A 20,389-nucleotide genomic window follows, 5' to 3' on the forward strand; every position below is an offset into this window, starting at 1 on the left:
GCGCAAAAATGATTGAATGCATAGCCCTTTCTCCTGTTTTTCGTTCAGCTGAATGCGAAAAGGCCATCCCCAAGGTCATCAAGACCTCTGAGACAGCCTCATATCTAAACTTATCTGAAACTTGCCTTGGATGATGTATAGGAAGCAGGACGAGAGCCTTTCGTACGCTTCGGTGAGAGCACGCTGCCCAGCCCCATAAGAAAGGTCGGGATCCCTGCGGCGATGAGCACGAGAATCCAATCCTTCCATCCAAGAGGAACGGTTTTGAAGATCGGTTGAAGAGTATCCACATACATAACGGCGAGCATCAAAATAAGAGAGGATAATACTGCAAGAACAAGGTAACGATTTTGTAACGGATTGCGGTGAAAAATCGAACGGGAGCTGCGGCAATCGAACACATGGATCAGCTGAGCCATGACCAACGTAGCGAAGGCGACGCTTTGTGCTTTCAATAAAGTTGCGGCATCCGAAGGATCCGCCCGCAGTACGAGCCAGAAGGCCGCCAACGTGCAGACACCGATGAGAATTCCGCGGGAGATGATTTTCCAGCCGAGCCGTCTGGCGAAAATGTTCTCCTTCGAGGAGCGGGGCTTATGCTGCATCAAGTCCTTCTCGGCTTGGTCGACACCAAGCGCCATCGCCGGAAGGCCGTCCGTCACCAGATTCACCCACAGAATTTGGATCGGTACCAGCGGCAGCGGCAGACCTGCCATCATCGCGATAAACATGGTCATAATCTCGCCGACATTGGACGCCAGCAAATACCGGATGAACTTGCGGATGTTTTCGTAAATCCCCCGTCCTTCTTCAATGGCTGCGACAATCGTGGAGAAGTTATCGTCGCTGAGAATCAAGGAAGAAGCTTCCTTCGAAACATCCGTCCCTGTAATCCCCATCGCAATTCCAATGTCAGCCGCTTTAATCGCCGGCGCGTCGTTCACTCCGTCACCCGTCATAGCGACAACATGTCCTTTACGCTGCAAAGCTTTGACAATACGCAGCTTATGTTCAGGGGATACCCTTGCATACACGTAAGTATCATTCACCTTGGCTTCCAGATCCTCGTCCGACATGGAAGCGAGCTGCTGCCCGCTCAAGCTGACGCCACTGCCTTGAATCATGCCAAGCTGTTTGGCTATCGCTTCTGCCGTCGTCTGATGGTCGCCGGTTATCATAATCGTTTTAATGCCTGCTTTGCGGCACTTGGAGATGGCTTCGCGCACTTCTTTACGAGGCGGATCAATCATGCCGGTTAAGCCGATGAAAACCAGGCCATTTTCTACCGTTTCATAGTCGTCGTAGCGATCAGTGCTTTTTAGCTCCTTATAGGCGATGCCAAGCACCCGCAGAGCGGATCTTGCCATGCCTTCATTGGCCGCCATTACTTTTTGCTTTAGCGTAGAAGTGAATGGAATGACTTTGCCATCCCATAGAATGTAGCTGCAGTGCTGGAGCAGTACGTCTGGCGCGCCCTTGGTGCATGCCATGCGTCCATTTTCCGAAGTTACCAGAACAGACATCCGTTTGCGTTCGGAATCGAAAGGGAATTCAGCGATCCGTTTATACTTGTCACTAAGCGACTCTTGCGTAATACCGCTCTTCGCGCTTAGGACAACCAGCGCTCCTTCCGTCGGATCCCCTTTGATATTCCAGACAGAGACGACGTTCTCTTTGGAATCCTTCCCTTTCTTCCGTTTCAGCTCCTGCTTTTCTTCATATAACGTTGCGTTATTACAAAGCACGGACACATGGAGCAGCCTGCTTAATGAAGGGTTTTTGAGCAGATCGGCGTTTTGTCCGCCAATTTGAATGTCCCCTACCGGCGTATAGCCGTCCCCCGTCACTTCCAGCACATCACCGCCAACCCATAAGTGGGTAACGGTCATTTTGTTCTGTGTAAGTGTTCCTGTTTTATCGGAGCAGATCACCGAAGCGCATCCTAATGTTTCAACAGAAGGCAGCTTTCTTACGATCGCTTTGCGTTTAATCATCCGCTGCACGCCAAGCGCCAGAGCTATTGTCACAATAGCAGGCAAACCTTCTGGAATTGCAGCGACGGCCAAACTCACTCCTGCCAGGAACATCGCATACGGCTGTTGTCCGTGCATAATACCGGCAACGACGACGAGAACGGTTAACGCGATTGCGACAATAATCAATATTTTCCCGAGCTGTTCCAGACGGTGCTGAAGCGGCGTTTCCATGGATTCCGTATTTTGAATCAAATCTGCGATTTTACCCATTTCCGTATTCATTCCGATTCTAACGACAACAGCTTTGGCAGTGCCTCTGGAAACCATCGTCCCCATAAACCCTAGATTCCGCTGATCCCCGAGCGGTACTTCATCATGCGCAATCGCTGCTGTTTGCTTACTGACGGCCACAGACTCGCCTGTTAGCGCTGATTCCTCGATATAGACGCCATTCGTCTCCAAGAATCGCACATCTGCCGGAATCCTGTCCCCGCTTTCCAGTAAAATAATATCGCCAGGCACCAAATCACGAGCCGGTATTTGATGAATGGCGCCTTCCCTCCACACGTTCGCATTCGGAGCTGACAATTCCTTAAGTGCGCGTAGCGAACGTTCGGCGCGGAATTCTTGGGTAAAGCCAAGGATGCCGTTCATGACAATAATGACAACGATCGTGATAGCATCTAGATATTCGCCCAGCAAGCCGGAGATCAGAGTTGCCCCCAATAACACCAGCACCATGAAATCTTTGAATTGATTCAATAGCAGCGTAATCGGAGAGACGCGATTGCCTTCAGTCAGCTCATTGCGACCCGCTTCTCCCTGCCGCTTCCAGGCCTCTTCCCAGGGCAATCCTTGCTGCATGTCCACCTGCTGTAACTGCAGGACTTCTTCCGATGTCAACTGGTACCACTTATTCTGACTCATTCGCCCTTCTCCCTCCCACTTCCCACTTGATCTTGCCTCCCACTCATACGTAAATGTATTCAGACAAGCAGGAAAATATCCCTGAAATCATCTTTCCCGGTGGCTAAGGCTTAAGTTTTTGTGAAAAGTATGGCATCATAGAGATTAGCAAAGTTTTCACCTAGAATGGAGTTGTATGTATCATGGCTTTAGACGGACTAGTCCTGCACGCGATTGTTCATGAATTACAAACGTGTGTCGGTGGCCGCATTAATAAAATTCACCAGCCCAGCGAGAATGACGTTATCCTGCAAATCCGGGCGCAAGGGCAAAATCTCAAGCTACTTCTTTCAGCGAATCCCACGTTCCCAAGGGTTCAGCTCACGGAGCAAACCTCTTTGAATCCAATGGATGCCCCGATGTTCTGCATGCTCCTACGCAAGCACTGTGAGAACGGAGTTATTGAAGCCGTAGAACAAATTGGCATGGAACGTGTCATCCGTCTGCAAATCCGCCACCGAGATGAATTAGGCGATATGAGCACCAAAGAAATTCTCGTGGAAATTATGGGGCGGCATAGCAATATCATTCTGCTGGATCCGGCAACGGACACCATTTTGGATGGTATTCATCACGTAACCCCTGCCATTTCCTCCTATCGGGTTGTCATGCCAGGAAGCAAGTATGTCACACCGCCTGTGCAGGATAAGCAAAATCCACTTAACGTGGATAAACCAGCCTTCCTTGATGAGATGGCTCAAATGTCCGAGGAAGATTCCTCTAGTTCGGATAAACCCGAACATCGGCTTGTCGCCGCCTTTAGCGGGTTAAGCCCATTAATTGCCAAAGAGATCGTATACCGCAGCCGCAAGGGCGATGAAAGCGAACAAACGGTCGATCCCGACGCTTTGTGGCAGGCTTTTGACCGTGTGATGACGGCTGTGCGTCAGCACCACTACGAACCTATCATTACCGAGCAGACAAGTACCGGCAAATTGTTCTTCGCCATGACACCGCTCACGCACATTGAAGGCACGTCCACGACGTACCCGACGCCTAGCGCATGCTTGGAGATGTTTTATGGAGACAAAGCCGAAAGAGATACAGTCAAACAACGTGTGGCGGATTTACTCCGTTTTTTACAAAATGAATCGAACAAAAATGTTAAAAAACTGGAAAAACTGCAAGAGACCGTCGAGGACTCCAAAGATGCCGACAAATTTCGAATACTTGGCGAGCTGCTGACAGCTTCCCTGCATGCCGTTAACAAAGGGGACCGCGAACTTGAGACGATCAACTACTACGATGAAGATCAGGCCCTGATCAAAATTCCGTTGGATCCGCTGTTGACCCCGTCAGAAAATGCGCAGCGCTATTTTAAAAAATACACAAAAATGAAAAACAGTACCGCCATTGTCGAGGAACAAATCGTACAAACGCATCAGGAAATTACGTATCTGAATTCCTTGCTGCAGCAGCTGGGCGTAGCCTCCTTGACCGATATCGAAGAAATCCGCGATGAGCTTATGGAACAGGGCTATATACGCGACCGCAACAAAAAGCAGCGCAAAAAGAAGAAAAAAGATAAGCCTGCTTTGGCGTGTTATATGTCTAGTGAGCAAATCCCGATATACGTCGGCAAAAACAATACGCAAAACGAATTTTTGACCAACCGGCTTGCTTCCTCCTCCGATACTTGGCTGCATACGAAGGATATCCCCGGCTCCCATGTCGTGATCCGAAGCGACAACTATTCCGAGGCAACTCTGCGAGAGGCGGCGCAATTAGCCGCATATTTCAGCCAAGCCAAGCACTCCAGCCAAGTTCCTGTTGACTATACAGCGATCAAACATGTCCATAAACCGAATGGCTCCAAGCCTGGATTCGTTATCTATGTGAATCAGAAAACGCTATTCGTAACGCCGGATGAACAGGAAATCAAACAAATGAAAGTAACTGTAAAATAGAGAAAGAACCTAGCGCATCTTACTGCACTAGGTTCTTTTTGCTTGTGTTTATTCCGATTCCGCTTCTAATTTTCTAGCCAAATTGAGAAGGTACGCTTTCACCTGCTGCTGCAAATCCGGCCGTTGGAGAGCAAGCTCGATGGTCGCTTCAATGTAACCGAATTTGTCGCCAACGTCGTAACGATTCGCCTGCATCAAATATGCAGCCATTTGCTGCTCTTTATTAAGGACACGGAGAGCATCCGTTAATTGAATTTCTCCCCCGCGGCCAGGCTCTTGCCGTTCCAAGATGCCAAATATTTCAGGCATGATCAAGTATCGGCCGATCACGGCTAAATTCGAAGGCGCTTGGTCACGGTCAGGTTTCTCGACCAAATCTTCAATCAAACGATAGCTGCCGTAGCTCGCCGCGGGGGAAACGATCCCATATTTGCTCACATCTTCCCAAGGCACTTCTTGTACAGCGATCACGGACGTTTCCGTCTGTTCGTAAATATCCAACATCTGTTTGAGTCCAGGTGGAGATGATTGCAGAATGTCATCGCCTAAAAGCACGGCAAACGGCTCATCGCCAATAAACTTGCGTGCGCAAAGGATGGCGTGACCGAGACCTAAGGGTTGCTTTTGCCGAATATAATGAACGTCAGCCAGGTTAGAGACAGACTGCACAATGTTCAACAATTGCGTGCTGCCTTTTTCCTCCAGCATCATTTCAAGTTCAACGGATTTATCAAAATGATCTTCAATCGCTCGCTTGTTGCGGCCGGTTACAATGATGATATCCTCAATCCCAGACTCAATTGCTTCTTCGACGATGTATTGGATGGCAGGCTTGTCCACAATGGGCAGCATTTCTTTGGGCTGCGCTTTCGTGGCTGGCAGGAAGCGGGTTCCTAAACCAGCCGCAGGAATGATTGCTTTGCGAATCTTTTTCATTAACGCGGCTCCTTCTCGGTTTGTAGGCTTTGTAAAACTTCGATCCCAATTCGTTTGGAACCGATAGGCGCATGAAAGACAACTCCGCCCCGTTCGCCGTGGAAATCTGAACCTGCTGTAATTAGCAGTCCTGTGCGTTGGGCAAGTTCAAGATATTTCGCTTCATCTTCAGGCGTGTGGTCGGAATGGTAGACCTCAATACCGTCTAATCCTTGCTGCGTAATAGCCTCAACGAGCCCATCGTCATGATAGATACCGGGATGAGCAAGTACGGCCTTTCCACCCGCTTCATGAATCCACTGGATGGCCGTTTCCGGTTTGATCCGCGGCGGGTTGGCATAAGCGGCAGCGCCTGTAGCCAAATACTTGTCAAAGGCCTCGCTAATGGAGGAAACATAACCTTTGTTCAGAAGCACGGCAGCAATATGGGGTCTTCCGACAGTATCCCCCTTGCGCTTAATATTCGCTACTTCCTTGAGCACATCATCCATCGTAATTTCTACGCCTAACTGCTGCAATCGCTCAATAATCATGTCGTTCCGAGCATTTCGGGTGTCACGCAAAGAGGCCAATCTTTCTAGAAACTGAATATCGTCGATTTGAATATAGTACCCCAGCACATGGATGTCTTGGCCACCCGCGACGGTTGAGATCTCAACCCCAGGTACAACTTCAATGCCAAGCTTCACTCCCTCTGCAAGCGCCTCAGCCACTCCTGAAACCGTATCATGATCCGTGATCGCAATTGCCGCCAATCCGGCATCGTGGGCCATTTGCACATTAGCCGCAGGCCGCTGCGTCCCGTCCGAAGCCGTAGTATGTGTATGTAAATCCGCTTCCATTTTGGCTGTCACATTGGCTGTCATTTCCACATCCTCCTTCTCCTGATGCCTTCACCGGTGCTGCAATTTTCAAAGAAAACGGCTTAATTCTTCCTGCCGTAAAAAGGTCATAAAACTAACTGCGGATATAGGAAGCAGCGTGGAATTTAAATAAATCGCATAGAAGCTGCGTTCAAACCTAATGTTCTCAATCGTCTTCACTTTAAACAGTCCTAGGGTCACCTCATGCTTAACCGAAGACTGCGATAGGATGGAAATGCCCAGTCCTGCTTCTACAGCTGATTTAATAGCGCCAGTGCTGCCTAATTCCATGACAATCTTCATCGTCGAGCAATCCATGTTGCAGCGGGCGAATTCCTCTTCCATTACCCTTCTGGTTCCGGACCCCTGCTCACGAAGCACGAATGGATATTTCAACACTTCTTCGAGTGTAACAACCTCCATGTCTGCTAAGGGATGGTCCGCCGGCACAATAAGCTTAAGCTCATCGCTTAGAATCGCTTCCGTAAGAACATCCGGGTGATGAATCGGCGCCTCGACAAGCCCGAAATTCAGCTGATGGCCAAGAACCTCATCGAGAATTTGTGTTGTATTCATTACCTTCATGGAAACGGAGATGTTCGGGTAATCCTTACTGAAGGGGCCAAGGAGACGAGGTAAAATGTATTCGCCCATCGTCAAGCTTGCGCCAAGTTGGAGACGTCCTTCAATCATTTTGGTGAATTTGGACATCGCCACGTCCGTCTCCCGGATCAACTCAATGCTATTTTTAGCAAACGGCATGAGCGCTCTTCCCGCTTCAGAAAGCTCAATCTTCTTCGTGCTGCGATGAAATAGCTTCACGCCGAAATAATCCTCGAGGGATTGAACCTGCATCGTGACGGCAGGCTGGGTCATATGGAGCGCCCCGGCGGCATGCGAGAAACTTCCTTTTTCCGCGACGGTATAAAAAATATGGAGTTGATGAAAATTAAGTGCCATGAAAACCCGCCTCTCTTTGCTACCATTATATGAAATTGCGCGTGCGCAGTCCATTCAGACGTAAAAAAGAGCATGCCGCGATGGACACGCTCTTGATCCAGCTAATATCCAGTTACCGGCGCTTGCGGCTGTTCTTGATCAACGTCATGCGCCTTGAATGCCTAAGCCAAGAATAATATGATTTCAAATCACGAAGCTCCATGGTTTCGGACATTCTCCCGAGGAAGGTGACGATGATCATCTTATGCAGCGGATTGCCCACCAGATCCGTTTCATTCTCCAAGTGTGAAAACTCAGCAACGACGACAAGGTCATCATCAATCAGATAAACATCTTCTTCATTTCGATAATAAGGGACGATGTCACCATTTTTAAGCTTTTCCCATAGAAAAGCACAGATTTCCTCCAGTGAGTTGTTTTCACTAGAAACACGATCACTCCATCTCAGCTTCGCATGATTCGTGATCACGACATCCGCTACTTTCTTGTCACCCAGCTGCACGAAGAATGGTTCATAAGTACTCCATCTCCCCATTACTTTGTCTTTCATGATCACACCCCCTTTCCTACAAAAATGAGTCCGCGTACCTATTCCATGACTGTATGTAAGTTATAGTTTACTTGATTATAACTTTTTTTCCCATGTAAGAATATATAAAATTATTAATAAATATTTGTGAATTCATGAAAACATGCTTATTATCTAAAAATTCAAAAAATAAAAAAAGCTTCTTCCGAAGCTTTCGTTTTGCACTACAGCCTCAAAGGGTGTAAAATCTAGTTTTGTCCGGTACTTCACTACTGTATTCGGTTTTGATTTCGTTGCGATAAGACTTCTCTACTTTTTTGACGTAGGGCAGCTTAAGTAAACTGCGAGTCGTTTCTTCAACTTTGCTTGCATGTATATAAAGAACCGCATAATTCATTTTCTTGGATATGTAATGAAGCGAACCGAATCTTTCCAAGTTTCTGGCGGCTTTCACATCGTTAACCCAAATGATTAACCCGCTACGCTCAATCATCATGATTGCAACCTCTTTTCAATAATCCTAGTATGGAGTGATACCCTTACATGAAGCCTTCTAACACCATCGTCCGCGTGTACCGCGGGAACATAACGGAAAGTATTCACCGCGTTCATCTCGCGGTCGTTAACACCAAGGGCTCGCTGCTGCACGGTGCAGGCGACCCACAACTCCTTACCTTCGCCCGTTCGACGGCGAAGCTCATTCAAGCGCTGCCGGTCATCGAGTCCGGCGCGGCGGATCATTTCGGCCTTGGCGAGGCCGAAATCGCTTTGTGCTGCGCTTCCCACAACGGGGAAGCTGAGCACGTGAGCGCTGCCCAAGGCATCTTGGGCAAGCTCGGTTTCCATCACGAGCACCTGCAATGCGGTGCTCATGAGCCCTACCATGCGCCGACCGCACAGGCGATGCGCGAGCGGGGAGAAGCGCCGACCACGCTGCATAACAACTGCTCGGGCAAGCATTCAGGCATGCTGGCACTTTGTGCGCACCTTGGGGCATCGCCGGATACATACATGAGCCTGCAGCATCCTGTGCAGCAACTCATGCTGGAGGCGGTGTGCGCCATGTCGGGCATCCCCAAATCGCAGATGGAGCTGGGAGTCGACGGCTGCGGCGTGCCCGTATTCGGCATGCCGATCCATCAGCTGGCCCTTGCTTTCGCCCGGCTTGGAAGCCCGGAAGCGCTGCCTGAAGTCCGTGCAAACGCTTGCCAGAGAATCGTCGCCGCGGTGCGAAAATATCCTCAACTCCTAGCAGGCAGCGATCGCTTCGATACGCAATTAATCGAAGTCACGCAAGGCCGAATCATCGGCAAAATGGGTGCTGAGGGCATTTTCGCACTAACGGTTCCCGACAAAGGGTTAGGTTTTGTGTTGAAGATTGAAGACGGTAATCAGCGTGCGCTATATCCTGCTGTCGTTGAAGCGCTAAAGCAGTTAGACCTGCTTTCGTCATCCGAAGTCAGCAAGCTTGCTGCTTTTCACACGCCTACTGTTCATAACTGGCAAGGAACCGAGGTCGGAATCATCCGCCCCGATTTCCAGTTGTAACATGGGTTAACCGCAATTGCCGCTGCAGCTTCCGCCCGAGGAACATCCTTTGCCGGTTGGAAGTGGGTTATTGCTGGGAACTTTGATAGAATCAGATACGGCGTGAGCGATCGTCGTGGAAACGGTGAACAATAAATCGTCCAAGCGATCCTCCGCTTCTTTGAATCTGCGAACAGCCTCAACCTGATGCAACTTGTCCTGAACCTCGTTCACAGCAGCCAATGCTTCGTGATAACTCGGGTGATAATGCCCGAAACGCTCGCATTCTTCGAAAGCATCTTTTTTTCTTGCAAAGACGGCTTTCAGCTCTTTCACTTCCGCACTGTTCTCAACAGCGTTCTTCCAATATAAATAATCTGCCACTTCAGCAGAGGAATTAATCATGTCACCCATGTCATAGGCCTGCATAAGGACGGCCGACATATCAATCGTTTCTGTTTCCATCGTCTGTAACATACCTATGTTCAACTTCCTTCCTCTTTAAGAGTATCTGACATCTCTACTATACCACAGTTCCTCAAGAGTTTCTTCCTTTTCTCTAGATATCCTTATCGTTAATACCCGGCAAAATCAATTTCATTTCCTCCCAATCCTCACCAGACCATGCAATCTCTTGCAATTCTTCTAGGCCCTCCAGGATCCAACCGGTGCGTTCTTCGCGCAAACTTCTAGGAATTATGAAGCGGTTCTGCCCTTCTTTGCGCAGCTGTAAACAGCTCTTCCATTCAATAGCTTTGCGAATCATTTCTTTACGCGTGGAGCCATGGTAAGAACGAAAGTCTTGCAGCCAACTTGACGGGATATCCCGCATATCCGGATACAAGTCGTCTCTTTCAGGGAGCTCGGAATCCATCTCGTATAACTGGATCGTATCTCTGGAATAACATAAGCCCGGTGTCTGATTGCCGTAAGGATTATCGGCTGCGTTGATGCCCAACCCATCCGGTGCTTTACGACTGCTTTTAGGGTTATATCCCATATTCTCTAAACATTTCGTAAGCTGAGCCAATTGCGCTTTGGGCACGACAAAATCAGCTGTGCCGACACGCTCCTGAAGAAACGGCTGGCACTTCTCATTTCTAAGCAACGCGTCTGCAATGTCACTTGATCGGCAGCGAAGCAGCGTTACCTCTTCAAAATGCACTTTGCCGGTCTGCTCGCCCCATTGCCGCAGCGTTATGGTTATTGGCTCAGGAATTTCATAATACGCATTCTCTTGCAGCATGGAAATGATCTCTTCACTACTTTGCCCCATTTCCCAAGCGCGATAAAAGCCTTCTTTTGTCATCCGGTAAGTACGGACGTGATCCGTTTGCTTGAGATCGGCAAACGCCGCGATATCCCATTCCGTTCGAAGCGATGTATCAGGAAGCAACAGAATTTCAAAGTCGGGCTGCACATAAAGTGAAGAAGCCTTCAATTGTTTTTCAGCACAATTGGATGGATCATTGCTGATTCCTACCTCTGATTCCCATTCATTCCTCAGTGAAATCAGCCAGCGAAACCATACACCGCCTTCTTTATCGGCAGCAAGCTCGATAAAACGGAAGATGGACAGCGGCGTTATCCAGCAAGAGAAGAACGCACGCGAAAGAGAATCAGCTTCTATCATCTGATCGTATTCGGAGCAGCAGGCCATGATCGCTCCAACTATAGCATCCAGCTCAACCCATTGGCCTGTTTCCACCCTCTCCATCCATGCTAAGCCATGTTGAAGCCAGACAGGTGCAGGAAGCTGTAACTGCCGCCAAACGCCGTAAAGCGCCTTCTGTTGACTCTCATAGCGGTCATCCAGCCATGACAGGAACGCGTCCTTGCACACAACGAGCTGATCACCCTTCGCCGAAATGAAACCCATCCGAATAGCCATTTCTAACATCAGCGCTGCACCATCGTCGTAAATATCTCTAAAAGCGTAGGTAATTCCCGCGGCGCGAAGCAAGTCATTCGGAAGGGCAAGATGCTGGGTAAGCTTTAGGATTTGCTTTTTATGCAATGTCCCCTTGTTGGTCAGGGGAAGTGAAGACTGCTGCGAGCACGCTACCATAAAGTGAAAGAGCTGCTGGGCAAGACCTCTCGGGTGCACCGTTGCTTCTTCCTCCTGCGAACCACTCGCTTGGACAGCCCCCGCTGGCATTAATTCTAGCGCGTTTCCATCCGCCATAGTCTTAAGCTTTAAGGAAGGAAAAAGCAGTCCCTGCCATGCCTCAAAAGCATCCTCAGGCAGCACAAAAAGCTGCTCCCCCCAGGCTTTGCGGAAAGCGGCAATAACGCCTGCCCGTCTAAGGCCTACCAGGCCAATAGCGACTTGCGCGCCGGCCATACGGAGGCCCGCCTGCTTTTCAAGCGCAAGGCTCGTGAACGACTCACAGCCGAATGCGCTAAGAATAAGACGGAGGGTATTTTTCTCATCTACTGACAAGTGAGACAGCAGTCTCAAGAGATATTTCCGGTCAGTCAGCAGATCAGGCAGTGAAACTCCCTCTTTCATGTAAGTTGAGCACCAAGTTTGGCTGGAAATAAGCTGCTTCAGGGCTTCCGGCATTCGACTCACGACATGCTCATATCTCATACTGTTCTCCTTTACGATCTTTCGTGTCAGGACTCCAACACGTAATGCAATATTCATAACCTTGTTCAACCAGAAACAATTGACGCTTCATGGCAAAGTCCTGCTCTTTCGTATCCTCACTGATGATGGAATAAAAGACGGCTGCATTCGCACCGCTGCTTTTAGGGCGAAGAATTCGCCCCAGCCGCTGCGCTTCCTCTTGACGTGATCCATAGCTGCCGGAAACTTGGATAGCCACCGCGGCATCCGGTAAATCAACAGCAAAATTAGCTACCTTAGAGACAATGAGCAGGGGCAGCTGCCCCTTTTTAAATTGATCATACAGTTCCTCTCTGTGTTCATACGGCATTGAACCGCTGATCATCGGCGCACCAGTGTGGGCTGAAATTTGTTCTAATTGATCAATATATTGGCCAATAATCAATGTCGGTTCATCGGCATGGCGCCGCAGCAAATGGTCAATCACCTGTTGCTTGGCCCTATTTTCGCCGGCAATCCGAAATTGCTGTCTGGCGCTGGAAGCACCGTACAGGTCGCGATCGCTTTCGGAGAGAGGAACGCGCACTTCCTGGCAGGTTACCTTAGCAATCCAGCCTTGCGACTCGAGTTCTTTCCATGCCATATCAAACTTCTTGGGCCCTACTAAGGAGAAAACATCTTCCTCTCGGCCATCTTCTCTGATTAGGGTAGCAGTCAACCCGAGTCTGCGAGTCGCCTGAATGTCCGCTGTTGCGCGGAAAACAGGAGCAGGAAGAAGATGCACCTCATCATATATGATTAGCCCCCATTCTCTTTCGCTGAATAAACGCATATGAGCGAAGTCATCTTCTTTTTTCCCACGATGTGTCAGGATTTGATACGTAGCAATAGTGACTGGCCGTACGTCCTTCGTTGTTCCGTTATATTCGCCGACCTGGTCTTCCGCGAGCCCTGTTTTGCTCAAGATTTCCCGCTTCCACTGCTTAACGGATGTGACATTCGACGTAAGAATCAACGTCGCACAGTTGCATCTTGCCATGGCGGCGATACCAATCACCGTTTTACCTGCCCCGCAAGGCAGCACTAGGACGCCGCTTCCCCCTTCTCCGATGCGATGGAAGGCATCCACGGCACTCTTTTGATAGTCGCGCAGCTGAAAAGGCTCTTCCACTGTTTCTTCGTCGCGCAGTTGGATCGGAAGAAATTCACCGCTTCGGTATGCGGCCAAATCTTCAACCGGAAAGCCAAGCTTGATTAATTCCTGCTTCAACACGCCGCGATATGCTGGAGAAATAGCAATAGCCCGCTCGCCGCGGGTATCTTCTAAATATTTTTTAAGCGAATCGTACGCACGAATTTCTCTTAGTATGACCGTATCGTCGCTGACTAGATAGAGTTCGCTGCCGACGTCTTCCATGCGTAACAAGCCATAGCGGTTAGCATATTTACGAATCCCGCTTAGCACAGAGGACGGTACGCCGAATTTCGCATTTTGCTGCAAACAAGCTGACATTTGTTCGATCGGCATCCCGGAAGCCGTTGCATTCCACAGCGATAACGGTGTAATCCGGTACATATGGAGATGCTCAGGGCTTTTGATAAGATCCGCAAAACGGGATAGAACCCCCCGAACGGACTCGAATTCGGGATGATGCGTCTCCAATAAGACTGACAAATCGCTTTGTACGATCAGAGGACGAGTAGGATCTACTTTCACTGGTTGCCATCTCCTTTCTCACTAGTATGAAAGGAAAGGACTGGATTTAAACCTATCTGGCCTGTCTGTTTTATTCGTAAAAAGCAAAACGGGCAGCCCAGCGGCGAACGCTGGACTACCCGTCTGATGATCTCTATTCAACGCGAATTGCTTTCTCCTGTGCAAGCAAGCAGAGTTCTGCTGCTTTGAACGTATGAGCCTGCGTCATCGCATTCTCCGTGCGATTGATGCAATCAAGGATCAATTGGCCAAAGAAAGGAAAACCTACTTGTCCATGAAGACTATAGTGTTTCTCACCTTGTTGATTGACCAGATATAACTGATCTCCTTGTGGGTCGCGCGCAATGTCAATATATTTGCGAAGCTCAATATATCCTTCTGTTCCCAGAATCAGCGTACGTCCGTCGCCCCATGTTCCAAGACCGCTCGGTGTCAGCCAGTCCACACGGAAATAGTTGGTCGCCCCGTTATCCCCAACAAGTGTAGCGTCACCGAAATCCTCCAGCTCCGGATAATCCTTCGCATGGTAGTTCGCTACTTTACTGCTTACAACGGTAGCATCTTTACATCCCGCATAATGTAGAAATTGCTCAATTTGATGAGACCCAATATCACACAGAATGCCGCCATACTTGTCTTTTTTGAAGAACCAATCCGGTCGGCCTGCAGCACCCAGTCGGTGCGGCCCAAGTCCGATGACCTGCACTACGCGCCCGATAGCGCCTTCTTCAATCAACTGGCCGGCAAACACAGCGCTTTCTACGTGTAGACGCTCGCTGAAGTATACGGCATACTTACGGCCAGTCTCTTCTACCTTAGCTTTGGCAGCGGCAAGCTGATCCAGCGAAGTAAATGGCGTTTTGTCTGTAAAGTAGTCTTTGCCGTTCTCCATCGCCCGGATGCCTAACGCTCCACGCTCGGATGGAACTGCAGCCGCAGCAATCAGCTTAACTTCCGCGTCATCGAAAATTTCTTGCTCCGAAGAAGCTGCTTTGGCTTGCGGGTATTTTGCAATGAAAGCTGCTACTTTCGCAGGATCTTGGTCGTAGACCCATTTCAGCTCTGCTCCAGCTTCCAGTAAACCATTGCACATCCCATAGATATGACCATGATCTAAGGCAATAGCTGCGAAGACGAACTCGCCTTTTTGCACGACGATGTTCGGCTTGCCTTTTGGTGCATAATTCATTCCATCGCTTTTTTGCATATCCGAATTCCTCCACGGTCTTTACCCATATATTGACGGGGTGAAATGGTCAGTCTTATTATCTTGAAGCGGAAACATCGAAAGTCTTGTAGCCAGCTTCTTTGTTAACGGTGGAATTTTTGATTTTGTCCTGCAAATGTTGTTCAAAAAGATCTTCGTCAATCGGCAGATCCACCCAGTTGTCTGTCCATGTGGACAACAACATCGCATTGGAAAGCATTAAACCTTTGATCCCTTCTTCCCCTGGAGCAACAAGCGGTGTGCCGTGAAGAATCGCGTCAACGAAGTTTTGTGTAATTCCCATGTGGCTTGTTTCTTTGCCTTCGATTGGAATATCGATTTTCCAGCATTCCGGTTGACCGAATCCGCCCTTGAATGTTTCGTTAAATTCTCTTTCGGAAACGCGCAAACGCCAGAATGTCAACTTGCCGTCTTCAATAACAATTTTGCCGCGATCACCGGAAATTTCAAAACGATTTGTTCCCGGAGCTTCCCCTGTCGTTGTAACGAACAACCCTGTCGCGCCGTTCTCGTACTCAACGAATGCTGTTACATCATCTTCTACCTCGATATTGCGGTGTTTTCCGAAATAACAGAACGCGCGAACACGCTTCGGCATCATGTCAATCGTCCACTGCCACAAATCAAGCTGATGCGGATCCTGGTTAATCAGAACACCGCCGCCTTCGCCAGCCCATGTTGCGCGCCAGCCGCCTGAATCGTAATAGCTTTGGGATCTGTACCAGTTCGTAATGATCCAGTTCGTTCTACGGATTTCACCGAGTTCACCGGATTCGACCAGATCTTTGAGCTTTTTATATAAAGGATTTGTACGTTGGTTGTACATCATGCTGAAGACTTTGCCTGACTCTTTAGCCGCTTCATTCATTTGACGAACTTGTTTCGTATAAACGCCAGCCGGTTTCTCACAAAGAACATGAAGTCCAGCTTTAAAAGCTTTTATCGCTACTTCGGGATGATCATAGTGTGGAGTCGCAATCAGTACGCTATCAATAACGCCTGAGTTCAGAAATGCATCAAGATTGTCGAATAATTGGATGTCCTGACCTAGGTTTTCTTTCGCCCACTCCAAACGATCCGCTCTGAATTCACATATAGCTGTCAATTCAGCGCCTTTTACTTCGTTCTTCACCAAATATTTGGCATGTCCAGTTCCCATATTGCCCAGACCGATAATACCAATCCTAACTTTCTCCATATGTACTCACCTTTTTCTTGTCAGATTCACAATAATTGAACACGTTACCAATGTAGCATATTTCAGCAGTTCGCATCTTGTCGCAGATTGACTACCTTATTGCGAACTTTGACAGATCTGTGCTTTCGCCAAGTAAAAAGGACCGGATGCCCGGTCCAACATACTCAGATTAGTCCTTTATCTTGCTCCAACCGGCGTTTTGTCGGAAGAGATTTTGCCGAGTGCTTGGCCGGCTTCATCTTCGAAGCTGCCGCGGACGGCCAGATCTCCGATGGCTACGATGCCAACGAGCTCGCCGTTCTCAACGACCGGCAGCCGCCGGATTTGATTTTTCGCCATAATCTTGGCTGCTTCTTCAATAGATGTATTCGGATCTATCGTTGCAATATCTTTCGTAATTACCTTCTCAACGGCCGTAGAACCTGAATGTTTTTCCGCATATCCGCGGACGACCAAATCACGGTCGGTCACAACACCAATGAGCTTCTTACCGTCAACAACGGCAACAAATCCGATATCGTGTTGTTTCATTTTCAAAGCAATTTCATATACATTATCCTGCAAAGTCACTGTCACGCAATCTTTACTCATAATATCCCGAACTGTTTTCCCAGCCATGTCCACGATCCCTCCCTTAGAGTTGTCTTACAGACATAGCATTCTCCAAAGGATGGACGGCATTCATGCCATATAATCCAAAGCCATTCCAAGCAGCAAATTAGCCGAATTCAGCATGGACTTCTCATCGATATCGAATTTGGGATGGTGATGCGGATGGATAATCCCTGCTTCTACATTGCCCGCCCCTACAAACATGTAACAACCCGGTCGATGATGCAAATAATAAGAGAAGTCTTCTCCGGCCATAATAAGTGGAGATTCCTGTGTAGCTTCTGCCCCAAATAATGCAGCTCCTACCTTAAAGAATCGCCCAGCTTCATTCGGGTCATTCACTACCGTTGGATAGCCCATCTTATAATCAATTTCGTAAGCAGCTCCATACATTTCGCAAGTAGACTGCACGATCCTTTCAATGCGCTGCTTAACATCTTGTCTAAGCTCTGCGTTAAAAGTCCTGACAGTCCCGCTTAACGAACTTGTTTCAGCAATCACGTTGAAGCTCGTCCCTCCGTGAAAGGAACCGATGCTTACGACGCATGGTTCAATCGGATCTACTTGACGGCTTACAATCGATTGCAGGTTCACAACTAATTGAGAAGCCACATAGATGCTGTCAATAGTTTGATGAGGCAAGCCACCGTGACCGCCTTTCCCTTGAATCTGGATTGTAAATTCATCGGGAGCCGCCATTAATGGACCCGCTTTGGAGTAAACATTGCCGACGGGGAATGGTGTCCACAAATGTACGCCAAACACAGCATCAACACCTTCAAGCGCGCCATCTTGGATCATGGCATCCGCCCCGCCAGGGGTGATTTCTTCCGCGTGCTGGAACAAGAAAACCAGATTGCCTTTCAGTTCAGCCCGGCGCTTGCTTGCTACCTTAGCGATCCCGAGAAGCGTAGATGTGTGGGCATCATGTCCACATGCATGCATAACCCCTTTGGTCAGGGATGCGTATGTGCAGTCTTTCTCATCTTGAATAGGAAGAGCATCCATATCGGCTCGCAGAGCGACGGTTGGTCCGGCTTCACCGCCGCGAAGAAGCCCGACAACGCCATTGCCGCCAACGCCTTGACGGACTTCAATGCCCCAACTGCGAAGGTGGGTCGCGACGAAATCAGCCGTCCGGTACTCATGGAAGGAGAGTTCAGGGTTTTGATGCAGATAGCGCCTCCAGCCAACCATTTCTTCATAAATGGCTTGTAAGTCCGCTTGAAAATCAATCATAGATAACTCCTCCGCTCATCCTTATATGTAGGTATTTCATATTTGCCTAAGTGATTGAACCTATTCTACCAAATTAATGCGCCAGTTTCATCTCCAAAGTGCCATCAAATATTAGAAATTAGACGAAGCTATCGACTTGCAGAACCATTGGAAACATACTATCATGAATAAAGAATGCATACGTACAATATGGAGGCGTTATAAGTGATTATTGAAGCAACTGGCTTAAAAGGCTTAAAAAGCGATCTGGCTCACCTGGATGAAGTAACGACGAAGCTAGGTTTCGTGCGCTGGCAGTGGGAATACACTCGTGCTACTTATGATTTCAAAATGGAAGATAAAGCAAGTAAATCCGTGTACTTCTTGCGTGTAAATGCACGTGTAGAATCGGGCAAACTGGAATCTCCTTACGCTATTTTGTTTCTAGAGGATGCATACATAGGCAGAGAAACATTCCCACATGGTTTGGACTACGATTCACCAATTCCTGAATCCGTGCTCAAACTTTCCAAACAAAAATTGGATCAGCTGAAGCAATTATTAGCGGACTAGGCGAGGATACAGCATGAATCCACCTCGAAGAGGAACGCCGGATTTTCTGCTGCTTCTATTAACCTTTGTGCTTGTTTGCTTCGGTCTGGCCATGGTTTTCAGTGCAAGCTCGATGACAAGCGCTTATTATGGAGATCCCTGGGCATTTACGAAAAAGCAGTTAATCGCAGTCGGGATTGGAACCATCGGCATGCTCTTTTGCATGAATCTCCATTACACGAAGCTCAAAAAGCTTGTCATCCCAGCGTTCTTCTTTATCGTGCTTGCCCTAATCTTCGTTATCTTCACAACCAAAGCAAACGGAGCCAGCAGTTGGTACACGCTTGGTAAATTCGGGATTCAGCCGACAGAGTTCGCCAAGTTGATTGTCATTCTGTATTTGGCTTCGTTAATCAGCAATAAGGAGGAGAATTTCCGCAATTTCAAAAAGGGGCTTCTCCCTGCTTTGATTGTTGTCGGATTCGTCTGTTTCCTGATCATGCTTCAGCCGGATCTTGGTTCATGCATGATTCTTTTTGTTTGTTCGGCCATCGTGATTATGGTTGGCGGCTCCAATTTGAAGCACATTTTCATGCTGGGGACAAGCTTGCTTACCCTTGGTGCAATCGGCATAGCCCTATATATGTTAAAAGGCGGCTCCGATGGCAACAACTATCGAATTGACCGTTTGACTTCGTTTATGGATCCTTTCTCGGACCCCCAAGGTGCCGGACATCAGGTGGTCCAGTCCTTATACGCATTTGGACACGGCGGCTTTCGAGGGGCTGGCTTCGGACAAGGCATCCAGAAACTGCACTACTTGCCTGAGGCCCATAACGATTTTATTTTTGCCATTATCGGTGAGGAATTGGGATTTATAGGAAGCTCTCTATTTATTCTTCTTTTCATTTTCTTCATTTGGCGGGGTATCCTTGTTGCCGTTCGCAGTCCGGATATGTTCGGCATGCTTGCAGGGGTAGGGATCATGGTGATGTTCGGCTTTCAAGCCTTTGTTAATATTGGAGGCGTCACAGGAACCATCCCCCTAACCGGGGTAACCCTCCCCTTTATATCAGCCGGAGGATCTTCCATGATGGTCTCTCTGATTAGTATGGGTATTATACTTAGCATATCTCGGGAACAAATACGCAAAGAAGAACCAACCACCAAAAAAAGACCCTAATCGACACGAAATTCGATTGGGTCTTTTTTTTATTTTACACGAAGAGGATCGTCTGCAAGTTCTTCTTCTCTGAAAGCAACGCCTTCTACTTTAACGTTCACTTCAACCACATTTAAGCCTGTCATATTTTCGACTGCTTCCCGAACGTTCTCTTGGAGATCCCTGCATACATCCTGAATACGGGAACCGTAATTGACGATAACGCGTAAATCGATGGCAGCTTCCACTTGACCTACCTCTACTGATACGCCTCGTTGCACGTTTTTACCGCTCAAGCGCTTAGCCAAGCCTTCTGAAATGCCACCAGACATCCCTGCTATGCCAGCCGTTTCAAGAGCTGCAAGACCTGCTATTGTGGATACTACATCATCAGAAATACGAATTAAACCGGTTTGATTGTCTTCGGACATATGGATCAACTCCTAATATAGGGTTCTTTGAATGG

Annotated in this window: 18 protein-coding genes; 4 read left to right on the plus strand and 14 right to left on the minus strand. The window is 48.4% G+C overall.

Annotation, left to right across the window (positions count from 1 at the left end; genetic code table 11):
• Positions 1-110 precede the first annotated feature (110 nt).
• Complete coding sequence (locus RQP52_RS10255) at positions 111-2,903, minus strand: calcium-translocating P-type ATPase, SERCA-type (RefSeq protein ID WP_315951262.1); 2,793 nt, start codon at positions 2,901-2,903, stop codon at positions 111-113.
• 182 nt (positions 2,904-3,085) lie between these two features.
• Here RQP52_RS10255 and RQP52_RS10260 point away from each other — a divergent pair, with 182 nt between their 5' ends.
• The gene (locus tag RQP52_RS10260; RefSeq protein WP_315951264.1) at positions 3,086-4,849 is read left to right on the plus strand and encodes an Rqc2 family fibronectin-binding protein; all 1,764 of its coding nucleotides are present in this window, start codon (positions 3,086-3,088) and stop codon (positions 4,847-4,849) included.
• A gap of 48 nt (positions 4,850-4,897) precedes the next feature.
• On the opposite strand, the gene galU is transcribed toward RQP52_RS10260, so the two are convergent.
• The 5 genes from galU to RQP52_RS10285 all read right to left on the minus strand — a co-directional run bounded on the left by galU (position 4,898) and on the right by RQP52_RS10285 (position 8,633).
• Positions 4,898-5,785, minus strand: a complete 888-nt coding sequence (gene galU, locus RQP52_RS10265; RefSeq protein ID WP_315951265.1) for a UTP--glucose-1-phosphate uridylyltransferase GalU — start codon at positions 5,783-5,785, stop codon at positions 4,898-4,900.
• On the minus strand, positions 5,785-6,651 hold the full coding sequence (locus RQP52_RS10270; RefSeq protein WP_315951267.1) for a PHP domain-containing protein: 867 nt from the start codon (positions 6,649-6,651) through the stop codon (positions 5,785-5,787). Before RQP52_RS10270 ends, galU begins: the two co-directional genes overlap by 1 nt.
• Positions 6,652-6,696: 45 nt before the next feature.
• On the minus strand, positions 6,697-7,608 hold the full coding sequence (locus tag RQP52_RS10275) for a selenium metabolism-associated LysR family transcriptional regulator (RefSeq protein WP_315951269.1): 912 nt from the start codon (positions 7,606-7,608) through the stop codon (positions 6,697-6,699).
• Between the two features lie 112 nt (positions 7,609-7,720).
• Positions 7,721-8,158, minus strand: a complete 438-nt coding sequence (locus RQP52_RS10280) for a hypothetical protein (RefSeq protein WP_127452184.1) — start codon at positions 8,156-8,158, stop codon at positions 7,721-7,723.
• Between the two features lie 211 nt (positions 8,159-8,369).
• On the minus strand, positions 8,370-8,633 hold the full coding sequence (locus RQP52_RS10285; RefSeq protein WP_127452182.1) for a YlbG family protein: 264 nt from the start codon (positions 8,631-8,633) through the stop codon (positions 8,370-8,372).
• A gap of 47 nt (positions 8,634-8,680) precedes the next feature.
• Here RQP52_RS10285 and RQP52_RS10290 point away from each other — a divergent pair, with 47 nt between their 5' ends.
• Positions 8,681-9,685 (plus strand): asparaginase, encoded by a 1,005-nt coding sequence (locus RQP52_RS10290; RefSeq protein WP_315951270.1) that lies wholly within the window; start codon positions 8,681-8,683, stop codon positions 9,683-9,685.
• A gap of 6 nt (positions 9,686-9,691) precedes the next feature.
• Here the strand turns inward: RQP52_RS10290 and RQP52_RS10295 are convergent, their stop codons facing one another.
• The 7 genes from RQP52_RS10295 to RQP52_RS10325 form a co-directional block, all read right to left on the minus strand.
• Complete coding sequence (locus RQP52_RS10295; protein WP_127452411.1) at positions 9,692-10,141, minus strand: YlbF family regulator; 450 nt, start codon at positions 10,139-10,141, stop codon at positions 9,692-9,694.
• A gap of 82 nt (positions 10,142-10,223) precedes the next feature.
• Positions 10,224-12,257: a helicase-associated domain-containing protein gene (locus tag RQP52_RS10300; RefSeq protein ID WP_315951271.1), complete on the minus strand. Its 2,034-nt coding sequence runs from the start codon at positions 12,255-12,257 to the stop codon at positions 10,224-10,226.
• A complete protein-coding gene (locus tag RQP52_RS10305) occupies positions 12,247-13,953 on the minus strand; it encodes a DNA repair helicase XPB (RefSeq protein ID WP_315951272.1) in 1,707 nt (568 codons plus the stop codon). The genes RQP52_RS10300 and RQP52_RS10305 overlap by 11 nt, the downstream gene beginning before the upstream one ends.
• A 133-nt stretch (positions 13,954-14,086) precedes the next feature.
• Complete coding sequence (locus RQP52_RS10310; RefSeq protein ID WP_315951273.1) at positions 14,087-15,160, minus strand: Gfo/Idh/MocA family protein; 1,074 nt, start codon at positions 15,158-15,160, stop codon at positions 14,087-14,089.
• A 58-nt stretch (positions 15,161-15,218) separates the two neighbouring features.
• Complete coding sequence (locus RQP52_RS10315) at positions 15,219-16,379, minus strand: Gfo/Idh/MocA family protein (RefSeq protein WP_315951274.1); 1,161 nt, start codon at positions 16,377-16,379, stop codon at positions 15,219-15,221.
• 177 nt (positions 16,380-16,556) lie between these two features.
• Positions 16,557-16,997 (minus strand): CBS domain-containing protein, encoded by a 441-nt coding sequence (locus RQP52_RS10320; RefSeq protein WP_157321397.1) that lies wholly within the window; start codon positions 16,995-16,997, stop codon positions 16,557-16,559.
• Between the two features lie 63 nt (positions 16,998-17,060).
• Positions 17,061-18,230 carry a M20 family metallopeptidase gene (locus RQP52_RS10325; protein WP_315951275.1) on the minus strand — a complete coding sequence of 390 codons (1,170 nt, stop codon included), beginning with the start codon at positions 18,228-18,230 and terminating at the stop codon, positions 17,061-17,063.
• 204 nt (positions 18,231-18,434) lie between these two features.
• Here RQP52_RS10325 and RQP52_RS10330 point away from each other — a divergent pair, with 204 nt between their 5' ends.
• Both RQP52_RS10330 and ftsW read left to right on the plus strand, forming a co-directional pair.
• Complete coding sequence (locus tag RQP52_RS10330) at positions 18,435-18,782, plus strand: YugN family protein (protein ID WP_315951276.1); 348 nt, start codon at positions 18,435-18,437, stop codon at positions 18,780-18,782.
• A 13-nt stretch (positions 18,783-18,795) separates the two neighbouring features.
• Positions 18,796-19,944: a putative lipid II flippase FtsW gene (gene ftsW / locus RQP52_RS10335; RefSeq protein WP_315951277.1), complete on the plus strand. Its 1,149-nt coding sequence runs from the start codon at positions 18,796-18,798 to the stop codon at positions 19,942-19,944.
• Positions 19,945-19,973: 29 nt separating this feature from the next.
• Here the strand turns inward: ftsW and RQP52_RS10340 are convergent, their stop codons facing one another.
• Positions 19,974-20,354 (minus strand): Asp23/Gls24 family envelope stress response protein, encoded by a 381-nt coding sequence (locus tag RQP52_RS10340; protein ID WP_127452164.1) that lies wholly within the window; start codon positions 20,352-20,354, stop codon positions 19,974-19,976.
• Positions 20,355-20,389 lie beyond the last annotated feature (35 nt).

The sequence above is a fragment of the Paenibacillus violae genome, from assembly GCF_032461945.1.
GTDB classification, from domain to species: domain Bacteria; phylum Bacillota; class Bacilli; order Paenibacillales; family NBRC-103111; genus Paenibacillus_E; species Paenibacillus_E violae.